The following is a 12,565-nucleotide window of genomic DNA, read 5'->3' as shown; positions in this document are numbered from 1 at the left end:
GTGCGGTCGGCCGGGGTGATGTTTCACGTGAAACATCACCCCGGCCGACCGCACTCGCCTGCTCTCAGTTCTGCTCCGCCCACCACTCCTTGAGCGCCGACACTGCGGCGTCGTACTCCATCGGCCCGTTCTCCAGACGCAGTTCCAACAGGAACTTGTAGGCCTGGCCGATGGCCGGGCCCGGTGCGATGTCCAGGACCTTCATGATCTGGTTGCCGTCGAGGTCGGGACGGATCGCGTCCAGCTCCTCCTGCTCCTGGAGCTGGGCGACGCGCTCCTCCAGACCGTCGTAGGCCCGGGAGAGGGCAGTGGCCTTGCGCTTGTTCCGAGTCGTGCAGTCGGAACGGGTCAGCTTGTGGAGACGGTCCAGGAGCGGCCCCGCGTCACGGACATAGCGGCGGACCGCCGAGTCCGTCCACTCGCCGGTGCCATAGCCGTGGAAGCGCAGGTGCAGCTCGACCAGGCGCGAGACGTCCTTCACCAGCTCGTTGGAGTACTTGAGCGCGGTCATCCGCTTCTTGGTCATCTTCGCCCCCACCACCTCGTGGTGGTGGAAGGAGACCCGTCCGTCCTCCTCGAAGCGACGCGTCCGCGGCTTGCCGATGTCGTGCAGCAGCGCGGCCAGGCGCAGGGTGAGGTCCGGGCCGTTCTCCTCCAGCGCCATCGCCTGCTCCAGGACGATCAGCGAGTGGTCGTAGACGTCCTTGTGCCGGTGGTGCTCGTCCCGCTCCAGACGCAACGCGGGTAGCTCGGGCAGCACGCGGTCGGCGAGCCCCGTGTCGACGAGCAGCGTCAGCCCCTTGCGCGGATGCGCGGAGAGGATCAGCTTGTTTAGTTCCTCACGCACACGCTCGGCCGAGACGATCTCGATGCGGTCGGCCATGGCCTTCATCGCCGTGACGACCTCCGGCGCCACCTCGAAGTCGAGCTGCGCCGCGAAGCGCGCCGCCCGCATCATCCGCAGCGGGTCGTCGGAGAAGGACGACTCGGGGGTTCCCGGAGTCCGCAGGACACGCGTGGCGAGATCGCCGAGCCCGCCGTGCGGATCGATGAACTTCTTCTCGGGAAGCGCCACGGCCATCGCGTTCACCGTGAAGTCACGGCGGACCAGGTCCTCCTCGATGGAGTCCCCGTAGGACACCTCGGGCTTGCGCGAGGACCGGTCGTACGCCTCGGAGCGGTAGGTCGTCACCTCGATGTCGAAGCTCTGCACGACATCGTTGACCCGCGCGTCCTTGTGCGCCCCCACTGTGCCGAAGGCGATACCCACTTCCCACAGCGAGTCGGCCCAGGGCCGCATGATCTTCAGTACGTCCTCGGGGCGGGCATCGGTCGTGAAGTCCAGGTCGTTGCCGAGCCTGCCGAGCAGGGCGTCCCGGACCGAGCCGCCGACGAGGGCGAGAGAGAACCCGGCCTCCTGAAAACGGCGGGCCAGTTCATCGGCGACGGGGGACACCCGCAGCAGCTCGCTCACCGCGCGGCTCTGCACCTGACTCAGTGCACTGGGACTGTCTTCGTTGGCGTTCGACACAACAGAAAAGGTTACGTGGCCCCGATGCCCGAGGGCGCCTTCATTAAAAGTGCACAGGTCCCGCCCCTTGTCCAGGGTGGGGACACTGCCCCAGATACGACCACATAGAGGGACAGCCGGGCCGCTTCTTCCGATCTTGTGGAGCGGACCGCGGCACTTACCCTCGGCGCGCATCGTTACCATGCGTGGACGCACATTCCGACGACCACTGACGACGACGAGGGACGGGCGAGCGCGTGGCCGAGGCGGCAGACTTCCAGGGGACCAGTCCCTCACCTGCCCGCCGGTGGCTTCGGCGCACGGGAGCACTGCTCGCCGGGGCGCCTCTGCTGGCCGGCGTCCTACAACTGCCCACTTCTTCGTCCTCGTATGCCGCTGAGCCCAGCGCCGCTGCCGAGGCCACCGGTTCCCGCACGGTCGACGTCGCGCTGGACTCGCTCAGCCCGAGCGTCCCCTCCGACGGTGACACGCTCACCGTCTCCGGCAGGATCGTCAACAACGGCAAGCAGGCCGTCACCGCAGCGCACGTCGGACTGCGGGTGGGCCCGACGCTGAACGGCCGCTCGGCCATCGACGACGCCGCCAAGAGCAACCCCTACGCGGGCTCGGAGGTCGGCGGCAAGTACGTGGCCGAGTTCGCGAGGCTGGCCCCGGGCGTCCCGCAGACCTTCACCATCGCCGTCCCCGTCGACAAGCTGGACCTCGGCTCCGACGGCGTCTACCAGCTCGGGGTCACGCTCACCGGCCGGACCACCGCCGCGGCGTACGACCAGATCCTCGGTATCGAGCGGACCTTCCTGCCGTGGCAGCCGGAAGCCGCGGACACGAAGGCCAGGACCACCTACCTGTGGCCGTTGATCTCCACCTCCCACATGACGGCCGAGACGGGCTCGAACGAGCAGCAGACCCCCGTCTTCGCGGACGACGACACCCTGGCCGCCGAGCTCTCCCCCGGTGGCCGTCTGGAACAGCTCCTCAGCCGCGGTGAGGACCTCGACATCACCTGGGTCATCGACCCGGACCTGCTCGCCTCCGTGGACGCCATGACCCGCAGCTACCGGGTGCAGGTGAACGGCTCCAGCACGACGACCACGGCCGGCACACACCAGGCGGTGGCCAAGCAGTGGCTCAGCAAGCTGGAGAAGGCGGTCGAGGGCGAGGAGGTCGTCGCTCTCCCCTTCGCCGACCCCGATCTGGCGTCCCTGGCCCACCACGGCACGAAGGTGACCGGATCCCTGAGCCATCTCAAGGACGCCACCACCGCGGCCACGATCACCGTGGAGTCGGTCCTTCATGTGACCCCCAGCACGGAGTACGCCTGGCCCGTGAGCGGAGCGATCGATCCGTCGATCGTGAAGGTCGCGACCTCGGCCGGCGCCGACACGGTGCTCTCGCGCAGCGACAGCCTCCAGGAGACCGGCGCCCTGCCGTACACGCCCTCGGCGGCCCGGCCCATCGGCGGCGGCACCACGGCGGTCGTCGCCGACGCCCGTCTGTCGACGGCTTTCGAGGGCGACATGACGGTGGCCGGCAACTCCACGCTCGCCGTGCAGCGGTTCCTGGCGCAGAGCCTGATGCTCACCCGCCAGGCGCCGGACAAGCAGCGCAGCGTCGTGGTCGCCCCGCAGCGCATGCCCACCGCCAGCCAGGCCCAGACGATGGCACAGGCGCTGACGGCGCTCCAGGGCGGTAACTGGTCGGAGTCCGCCGAGCTGTCCGCGGCCACCAAGGCCAAGCCGGACGCGGGGGCCACCACCCGGGTGCCGTCGGCGTCCGCCTACCCCCGCTCGCTGGCCAAGCAGGAACTGTCGGAAGAGGCCTTCGCGCGAATCGAGGAGACCCAGAAGAAGCTCAACAGCTTCCAGGTGATCCTCTCCGACAAGTCCCGGGTGGTCACCCCCTTCGGGCGGGCCATGGACCGGTCGATGTCCACCTCCTGGCGCGGCCGTGCCGACGAGGCCGAGGCGTACCGCGAGGGTGTGCTGAACTACCTCATCGGCCTCACCGAGGGCGTCGGCCTGATCGACAAGTCCGAGGCCAAGCTCTCGGGCCGCAGCGCCACGATCCCGGTCACCGTGCAGAACAACCTCGTCCAGGGCGTCGACCACTTGGTGCTGCGTCTCACCTCCACACAGCCGAGCCGCCTCAGCATCGGCGACGGCGACTTCCAGGAGCAGAAGGTCGCGGTCGCGGGCGGGCACAGCCAGTCGGTGAAGTTCACCACCAACGCCCACGCGAACGGCCGGGTCGGGGTGATCGCCCAGCTGTACACCGAGGACGGCCAGGCGTACGGGCCGCCGGTCGCCTTCGATGTGAAGGTCACCGAGATCACGGCCACGGTGATGCTCGTCATCGCCGGCGGTGTCCTGCTGCTCGTGCTCGCCGGGTTCCGGATGTACACGCAGCGCAAGCGGGAGGCCGCCCGTCAGGCCGCGCTGGAGCCGGACGCCGTCCCCACGGACGACTCGGCGGAGCACGCCCCCGCAACGGACGCGGCGAGCGCCGACGCGAAGGACGCGGACGCCCAGAATGCCGACGGGACGGAGGGCGGCCGCGACCGGGCGGCCACGACCGAGTCGAACGCATCCGACCCGGAGCACCCGAGTGACCCTTCACCGGACACCGCACCGGAAATCACCGACCCGTCCGGCACGGGTGAGAGAGTGGACCGTTGAGCGATGTCGTGGCCGGTGGGCCCGGGGACGATGAGGTGGGGTAACCATGAACGCGCCGTACGACGGTGACCGCGGTCAGGGCGCGGGAGGCTCCGGCCACCCCGACGGCCCTCCGCAGGGCCCGCCGGATCCTGGCGAGGTGCCTCCGCAGCCCGCGGGCGAGGTGTACTTCCAGGACGCCTACGCCCAGGACCCCTACCGGGCCCAGGACCTGTCCGCCCAGGACCCGGTCACCGAGGCCCTCTACGACCGCGCCGCGCATCCTCCGCCGCCGCCCGGCACGTACCCGCCCCAGCCTCCGCTCTACGCCCAGCCGCCCCAGTCCCCGTACGCCCCCGACCCCCGTGTGTGGGCACAGACCCCGGCGCCCGAGCCGGAGGGTCCCACCCAGTACCTGCCCTACGGGGACGATCCCCGTACGACGCAGTTCGTGGGTGTCGACGACCTGGTGACCCAGGCCGGCGAGGAGCGCCACGAGCCGGACGCGTTCGCCCATCTCTTCCGCGACCAGCAGCAGGGCGGCGTCCAGCCCCCCGCCGGGCCGCCCAGCGTTCCCCCGCCCGCGCGGGAGCCCGCTGCGGCCACTGTTGCGCCTCCCGCGCCCGCGGCAGCCCCCGCCAAGAAGTCCGGGGGCCGTGCGTCGGGTCTGCTGAAGTCGAGTGCCGTGATGGCGGCCGGCACCATGGTGTCCCGTCTCACCGGCTTCATCCGCTCCGCGCTGATCGTCGCCGCGCTGGGCGTCGGCCTGCTCGGTGACACCTTCCAGGTCGCCTACCAGCTGCCGACGATGATCTACATCCTGACCGTCGGCGGCGGCCTCAACTCCGTCTTCGTACCGCAGCTCGTGCGGGCCATGAAGGACGACGAGGACGGCGGGGAGGCGTACGCCAACCGTCTGCTGACTCTCGTCATCGTGGTGCTCGGCCTGCTCACCGCACTCGCGGTGCTCGCCGCGCCCCTCCTGGTCCGCGCGCTGTCGACGCGGGTCGCGGGCGATCCGGCGGCCAACGACGTCGCCGTCACGTTCGCCCGCTACTTCCTGCCCACGATCTTCTTCATGGGCGTCCACGTGGTGATGGGTCAGATCCTCAACGCGCGCGGGAAGTTCGGCGCGATGATGTGGACCCCGGTCCTGAACAACATCGTCATCATCGTGACGCTCGGACTGTTCATCTGGGTGTACGGCACCTCGGGCAGCTCGCACATGGAGGCCGCGACCATCCCGCCGGAAGGCGAGCGGCTGCTCGGCATCGGCGTCCTGCTCGGTCTCGTCGTCCAGGCCCTCGCGATGATCCCGTACCTCCGTGAGACGGGCTTCCGGCTGCGGCTGCGCTTCGACTGGAAGGGCCACGGACTCGGCAAGGCGGCGATGCTCGCCAAGTGGACCGTGCTCTTCGTCCTGGCCAACCAGGCCGGCGCGATCGTCGTGACCCAGCTGTCCACCGCGGCGGCCGGCAACGGCTCCGAGAGCAAGGGCACCGGCTTCGCCGCCTACGCCAACGCCCAACTCATCTGGGGTCTCCCGCAGGCCATCATCACGGTCTCCCTGATGGCCGCCCTGCTCCCGCGGCTCGCGCGCTCGGCCCACGAGGGCGACACCGGCGCCGTACGCGACGACATCTCCCAGGGGCTGCGCACGACGGCCGTGGCGATCGTGCCGATCTCCTTCGGCTTCGTCGCACTCGGCATCCCGATGTGCACGCTGATGTTCGGCGCCTCCGGGACCAGCGCAGCGACCAACATGGGGTACATGCTGATGGCCTTCGGCCTCGGCCTGATCCCCTACTCCGTGCAGTACGTCGTGCTGCGGGCCTTCTACGCGTACGAGGACACCCGCACCCCCTTCTACAACACGGTCATCGTGGCCGTCGTCAACGCCAGTGCCTCCGCGCTCTGTTTCCTTCTGCTTCCCTCGCGCTGGGCGGTCGCGGGCATGGCCGCCTCGTACGGGCTCGCCTACGCGATCGGCGTCGGGGTCGCGTGGCGGCGGCTGAGCAAGCGGCTGGGCGGCGACCTGGACGGCGGACGCGTCCTGCGCACCTACGCGCGGCTCGCGATCGCCGCGGTACCGGCCGCACTGCTCAGCGGCGCGGCCTGCTACGGAATCAGCAAGTCGCTGGGACAAGAGGCCGGAGGCTCGCTCGTCGCCCTGGTCGTCGGCGGTGTCGTACTGCTCGGAGTCTTCTTCGTCGCGGCGCGACGGATGCGCATCGAGGAACTGAACGGAATGGTGGGCATGGTCCGCGGGCGCCTTGGGCGCTGAGAGCGGGGTAGGCGCACAACCATCGTCCGCGACCGCGTGTCGTGCAGAGGGACGGACTGTGGGCACAATTGGCTTTGGCGTCGGACAGCGCGCAACGAATGGGGAGGCAGGAGCGACGGTGGCGGAACGGAGCACGGCTGCCGTCGACGTGGCGGACAGCAGCGGCGATGAGCCGCTGACCGCGAAGGCGGACCAGTCCACGGCCGACGGGGTGGCCCAGAACCGGGAGCGGGACACGGACAGCTCGGAGAGCACAGAGGCACAGGGGAGCGGGGGGAACGAGAGCCCCGGCAGGACTTCACCGCCCGAGTTGCACAGTGGGCACAAGCTCGCCAGACGCTATCGCCTGGAGGAGTGTGTCACCCGTCTGGACGGTTTCAGCAGTTGGCGTGCGGTGGACGAGAAACTCCGCCGTGCCGTCGGTGTGCACCTGCTGCCCGCCGACCATCCACGAGCGCGTTCCGTCCTCGCGGCGGCCCGCTCGTCGGCCCTGCTGGGCGATCCCCGGTTCGTCCAGGTCCTGGACGCGGTCGAGGAGAACGACCTCGTCTATGTGGTGCACGAATGGCTGCCCGACGCCACGGAGCTGACGACGCTCCTGGCCGCCGGAACGCTGGAGGTGCACGAGGCGTACCAGATGGTCAGTCAGGTGTCCCAGGCGATGGCGGCCGCGCATCGCGAGGGGCTGGCGCATCTGAAGCTCACCCCGGGCGCCGTGCTGCGCACCTCGTCCGGTCAGTGGCGCATCCGGGGTCTCGCCGTGAACGCCGCGCTGCGCGGCATCACTTCCGACACCCCGCAGCGCACCGACACCGAGGCGATCGGTGCTCTCCTGTACGCCACGCTCACCCAGCGCTGGCCGTACGAGGACGACGCGTACGGACTCTCCGGGCTGCCCAAGGGCGTCGGCCTCATCGCGCCCGACCAGGTACGCGCGGGTGTGCACCGCGGTATGTCGGAGCTCGCGATGCGCGCACTGGCCAACGACGGCGCCACCGCGTCCCGTCAGGAGCCCCCGTGCACCACGCCGGAGGAACTGGTGAAGGCGATCGGCGAGATGCCCCGCATCCGTCCGCCCGAGCCGACGTTCGCGGCACCGCCCGAGTATCAGCGCACGACGTACCAGCAGGGCAACTACGGCCGTCCGGCGCCTCATCCGGGAGCCACCCAGGCGATGCCGGCCCCGCTTCCCCCGCTGCAGACCCGCACCGGCAAAGCCCTCAAGTGGGCCGTGTCCGCGCTGTTGATCGCCGCGCTGGGACTCGGCAGCTGGCAGCTCGCCGACGCGCTCATGGATCACGGCAAGTCCGACGAGACCGGCGACACCCAGATCACGGACGGCAACGACAAGAGCAGCGAGAAGGCGAAGCCGGCCAGGCCGCTCACCATCCAGAGCGCCGCGGAGTACTACCCGGACGGCAAGCCCCAGCACGCGAACGACGTGGGCCTGACGTACGACAAGGACAGCTCCACGTACTGGCGGACCTATTCCTACCGCGGCGGTCCCAAGCTCGCGCCCTTCAAGGAGGGCGTCGGCATCGTCTACGACCTCGGATCCGAGAAGGACGTGTCGGCGGCCTCGATAGGGCTGTACTACGCGGGCGACCACACCACGGCCACGCTGTACGCGGCCAACTCGTTGTCGTCCTCGCAGAGCCTGAGTTCGATGAAGAAGATCGCGGACGGCACGACCAGTACGACGGACTTGAAGATCTCGGCCAAGAAGGCTGTGAAGACCCGGTACGTTCTCGTCTGGATCACGGCGGTGCCGAACGCGGCCGGCGACCAGTTCAGTGGCGCCGGGTACAAGCAGGCGATCACCGACGTGAAGTTCACCGGCTGAGGACCGACCGAGGGGGAGGGGGTTCGATGGCGGACGGCGCCTACAGCGAAGTAAGCGATCAGGACCTCCTCGCCCGTCACGTCGAAGGTGATCCCGATGCCTTCGGCGAACTCGTACGACGGCACCGCGACCGGCTCTGGGCCGTGGCCCTGCGGACACTCGGCGACCGCGAGGAAGCCGCTGACGCCGTCCAGGACGCTCTCGTCTCCGCCTACCGGGCCGCCCACACCTTCCGCGGCCAGTCGGCCGTCACCACCTGGCTGCACCGGATCACGGTGAACGCCTGCCTGGACCGGGCCCGTAAGACGGCATCCAGGAAGACCTCCCCCGTGGACGACACGGAACGCCTGGAGCAGCTCCTGGAGCCGCACGAGTCGGCCTCCGCGCCGGCCGAGCGCAATGATCTGCACCGTGAGCTGCTGGCCGCTCTGGGCACCCTGCCCGCCGACCAGCGGGCCGCTCTCGTCCTGGTGGACATGCAGGGCTATCCCGTGGCGGAGGCCGCCAGTCTGCTCGACGTGCCGACCGGCACGGTCAAGAGCCGCTGTGCCCGTGGCAGAGCCAGGCTTCTCCCCCTGCTCAAACATCTGCGCACCGACGGCGGGAGCGACAGACCGAGCAAGAAGTCGGGCGAGGGAAGGAACCGTACGCAGGGGACATCCGTCCCACCCGCAGCGGGACCACATGACGGACCAAGCGATTCAGCGGCTGTGAAGGGCGGAGGTGGGCGAGCGTGACATCCACGACCGACACGGCCGGGCACCCGGACGTCACGGAGATCTCCGACCTCACCGAAGGTCTGCTCCCCCCTTCCCGTTCAGCCGATGTACGACGTCACCTGGACGACTGCACTCTCTGCGCCGACGTGTACGACTCGCTGGAGGAGATCCGCGGCATGCTCGGCACGCTGCCGGGCCCTCTGCGGATGCCCGACGACGTCGCCGGGCGTATCGACGCCGCTCTCGCTGCCGAAGCACTGCTGAATGCCACAACGCCCGGCGCCTCTGGTGCGGGCGCCCTGTCGTCGGTGAGCGGATCCCCTTCCTCGGCCGACGAGCGCGTGGGCATGCCCGGCAGCGACGGCAGCGGCAGCGGCAGCGGCAGCGGCAGCGGCAGGAATGTTTCACGTGAAACATCGACCGTGACGGACCGCCCCGCAGGACACCCTCGTGCCGCCACCGGACCGGGTCGTACGAACCGCCCCCGTCGTGGTCGCCGCGGCACCGTCGTCCTGGGCGCCATGTTCACGGCTGCCGCGCTGGGCCTCGGAGGCCTGCTGATCCAGGCAATGGGCGGCGACGGCACAGACAACGACCCGCCCTCGGCATCTCCGCAGCAGAGCGACTCCACGAACACCTTCGCCGGGGAGAAGCTGGAGAGCCAGGTCGCGGATCTCCTGGCCAAGGCGGAGGAGGAGAAGGGCACCGGTCCTCGCAGCTCCCGCCCCCAGGGCACCGCGTCCACCGATGGGCCGAAGGTCCTCAACACCCCCTCGGTGCCCAGCTGCATCTTGCAGGGGATCGGCCGTGATGCGATGCCGATCGCTTCCAAGGAAGGCTCCTACGAAGGCACGGACGCGTATCTCGTCGTGCTGCCCGCCGCCACCGACCTGACACGGGTCACGGCGTACGTCGTCGACTCCGCCTGCATGAACAAGCCGTCGGCTTCTGGCAAGGTCCTGCTGGAGCACACCTACCCGCGCAACTGAGTCTGCTCGGCTCCGTCAGGAACGGCGACGGCGCACTTCGCCCTGACCCAGGGCTCCCCCTCGCGGTGACTCGTCTTCGTGTGCCCGGACACAGTGGGAATGCGCGCCCCTTAGGATCCGTTGGGTGGGGTGAGAGTTCCGAGAGAAACTCCCCCGGTCGTACGTAGCAGTCCCCAGAGACGAGGAATCAAGCCGTGACCGACGTCCGTAACGTGATCATCATCGGCTCCGGCCCCGCCGGCTACACGGCGGCGCTCTATACCGCGCGCGCGTCACTGAAGCCGCTGGTCTTCGAGGGCGCCGTCACCGCGGGTGGTGCCCTCATGAACACGACCGAGGTGGAGAACTTCCCCGGCTTCCAGGACGGCATCATGGGCCCGGAGCTCATGGACAACATGCGGGCACAGGCCGAGCGCTTCGGTGCCGAGCTGATCCCGGACGACATCGTCTCGGTCGACCTCACCGGTGAGATCAAGACCGTCACGGACACCGCGGGCACCGTCCACCGGGCGAAGGCCGTCATCGTCACCACCGGCTCGCAGCACCGCAAGCTGGGGCTGCCGAAGGAGGACGTGCTCTCCGGACGTGGCGTCTCCTGGTGCGCGACCTGTGACGGCTTCTTCTTCAAGGACCAGGACATCGCCGTGATCGGCGGCGGCGACACCGCCATGGAGGAGGCCACCTTCCTCTCCCGGTTCGCCAAGTCCGTGACCATCGTCCACCGGCGCGAGACGCTCCGCGCCTCCAAGGCGATGCAGGAGCGTGCCTTCGCCGACCCGAAGATCAAGTTCGTCTGGGACAGCGAGGTGGCCGAGATCCAGGGCGACCAGAAGCTGGCCGGCCTGAAGCTGCGCAACCTCAAGACCGGCGAGACGTCCGAGCTGCCTGTCACCGGCCTGTTCATCGCGATCGGCCATGACCCGCGCACGGAGCTCTTCAAGGGCCAGCTCGACCTGGACGAGGAGGGCTACCTGGAGGTCCAGGCGCCCTCGACCCGCACGAACCTGACGGGTGTCTTCGGCGCCGGCGACGTCGTCGACCACACCTACCGTCAGGCGATCACCGCGGCCGGCACCGGCTGCTCCGCAGCTCTCGACGCCGAGCGATTCCTCGCCGCCCTCGCGGACGGCGAGCCTGCGGAGCCCGAGAAGACCACTGTCTGACCCCCATCCGCCCCACCGCACCAACCAGTTAAGGAGCCCGCCGTGGCCGGCACCCTGAAGCACGTGACAGACGACTCTTTCGAGCAGGACGTCCTGAAGAGCGAGAAGCCCGTACTGGTGGACTTCTGGGCCGCTTGGTGCGGTCCGTGCCGCCAGATCGCGCCGTCCCTTGAGGCGATCGCCGCCGAGTACGGCGACAAGATCGAGATCGTCAAGCTCAACATCGACGAGAACCCGGGTACGGCCGCCAAGTACGGCGTCATGTCCATCCCGACCCTGAACGTCTACCAGGGTGGCGAGGTCGCCAAGACCATCGTGGGTGCGAAGCCGAAGGCCGCGATCGTGCGGGACCTTGAGGACTTCATCGCCGAGTAATACGGCAAGCCGTCGCTCGCGGGCGACGATGTTTCACGTGAAACATGAATGGGCCGACCCGGACGGGTCGGCCCATTCCGCATGTCCAGCACGGTTCCCGCTCCACACCCTCTACAACGGGCGCAGGGCTGGTTCCTTCTGTACGGCCCCCAGCAACCGGTCGAGCGCCAACTCCACGTCTTCCTTCCACGAGAGCGTCGTCCGTAGCTCCAGACGCAGACGCGGGTACGTCGGGTGCGGCCGGACGGTCTTGAAGCCCACGGCCAACAGATGGTCGGCCGGAAGGACGCAAGCGGGCTCCTTCCACCGGGCGTCCCCAAAGGCCTCGATGGCTTTGAAGCCTCGCCGCAGCAGATCCTTGGCAACCGTCTGGACCATCACACGCCCAAGCCCCTGCCCCTGGAACTCCGGCAGGATGAAGGCGGTCATCAACTGGATCGCGTCGGGCGACACGGGGCTCGTGGGGAATGCCGTGGAGCGCGGAACATAGGCCGGCGGCGCGTACATCACGAAGCCCACGGGAGCGTCGTCCACATAGACGACCCGGCCGCAGGATCCCCACTCCAGCAGAACGGCGGAGATCCACGCCTCCTTCTCCAGGTCGGGAGTGCCTGCCTTTACTGCGGCCTGGCCGCTGACTGGGTCCAGCTCCCAGAAGACGCACGCGCGACAGCGCTTGGGAAGGTCCTGAAGGTTGTCCAGCGTGAGCGGTACGAGCCGGCGCCCCATGAAGGCAGTTCCTCGCTTCCCTCGCCCGCGGCATCGCGAGCGGCTGTCAGAGCGCTCCGTTCCCTGAGCAGGCTGCCGACGAACCCTCCGACTGCACCTAGCCCCAGACCCGCGCTCACCAGTCCTGTGCGGCTCACCGTTCGCATGGCCTCCGCCTCCCCACAGAAGGTACTGCCAGGTGAATGCGCCATACCCGAACGCATCGTATCGACGATGCGATTCCATCGATACCGACAGAAAGCAAAGAGCGGGCCGTGTTCCGGTACACACCGGACACG

Annotated in this window: 9 protein-coding genes; 7 read left to right on the top strand and 2 right to left on the bottom strand. The window is 69.1% G+C overall.

What is annotated here, in order from left to right; genetic code table 11:
* Positions 1-64: 64 nt before the first annotated feature.
* The gene (locus ACFWGJ_RS34080; protein WP_387332356.1) at positions 65-1,531 is read right to left on the bottom strand and encodes a CCA tRNA nucleotidyltransferase; all 1,467 of its coding nucleotides are present in this window, start codon (positions 1,529-1,531) and stop codon (positions 65-67) included.
* 236 nt (positions 1,532-1,767) lie between these two features.
* On the opposite strand from ACFWGJ_RS34080, the gene ACFWGJ_RS34075 reads away from it, so the two are divergent.
* The 7 genes from ACFWGJ_RS34075 to trxA all read left to right on the top strand — a co-directional run bounded on the left by ACFWGJ_RS34075 (position 1,768) and on the right by trxA (position 11,558).
* Complete coding sequence (locus ACFWGJ_RS34075; RefSeq protein ID WP_387332354.1) at positions 1,768-4,206, top strand: DUF6049 family protein; 2,439 nt, start codon at positions 1,768-1,770, stop codon at positions 4,204-4,206.
* Between the two features lie 46 nt (positions 4,207-4,252).
* The gene (murJ, locus tag ACFWGJ_RS34070; RefSeq protein ID WP_387332352.1) at positions 4,253-6,469 is read left to right on the top strand and encodes a murein biosynthesis integral membrane protein MurJ; all 2,217 of its coding nucleotides are present in this window, start codon (positions 4,253-4,255) and stop codon (positions 6,467-6,469) included.
* A gap of 118 nt (positions 6,470-6,587) precedes the next feature.
* Complete coding sequence (locus tag ACFWGJ_RS34065) at positions 6,588-8,312, top strand: protein kinase family protein (RefSeq protein ID WP_381832505.1); 1,725 nt, start codon at positions 6,588-6,590, stop codon at positions 8,310-8,312.
* Between the two features lie 26 nt (positions 8,313-8,338).
* The gene (gene sigM, locus ACFWGJ_RS34060) at positions 8,339-9,049 is read left to right on the top strand and encodes an RNA polymerase sigma factor SigM (RefSeq protein ID WP_387332350.1); all 711 of its coding nucleotides are present in this window, start codon (positions 8,339-8,341) and stop codon (positions 9,047-9,049) included.
* Positions 9,046-10,020, top strand: coding sequence for a hypothetical protein (locus ACFWGJ_RS34055; protein WP_387332348.1), 975 nt, complete (start codon positions 9,046-9,048; stop codon positions 10,018-10,020). Before sigM ends, ACFWGJ_RS34055 begins: the two co-directional genes overlap by 4 nt.
* 194 nt (positions 10,021-10,214) lie before the next feature.
* Positions 10,215-11,183 carry a thioredoxin-disulfide reductase gene (gene trxB, locus ACFWGJ_RS34050; protein ID WP_387332346.1) on the top strand — a complete coding sequence of 323 codons (969 nt, stop codon included), beginning with the start codon at positions 10,215-10,217 and terminating at the stop codon, positions 11,181-11,183.
* Positions 11,184-11,225: 42 nt separating this feature from the next.
* On the top strand, positions 11,226-11,558 hold the full coding sequence (gene trxA / locus ACFWGJ_RS34045) for a thioredoxin (protein ID WP_387332344.1): 333 nt from the start codon (positions 11,226-11,228) through the stop codon (positions 11,556-11,558).
* Positions 11,559-11,669: 111 nt separating this feature from the next.
* Here the strand turns inward: trxA and ACFWGJ_RS34040 are convergent, their stop codons facing one another.
* Positions 11,670-12,287: a GNAT family N-acetyltransferase gene (locus ACFWGJ_RS34040; protein ID WP_107020409.1), complete on the bottom strand. Its 618-nt coding sequence runs from the start codon at positions 12,285-12,287 to the stop codon at positions 11,670-11,672.
* Between the last annotated feature and the right edge of the window lie 278 nt (positions 12,288-12,565).

The sequence above is a fragment of the Streptomyces sp. NPDC060205 genome, assembly GCF_042728395.1.
Taxonomy (GTDB): domain Bacteria; phylum Actinomycetota; class Actinomycetes; order Streptomycetales; family Streptomycetaceae; genus Streptomyces.
This window is presented reverse-complemented; position numbering and strand designations above follow the sequence as displayed.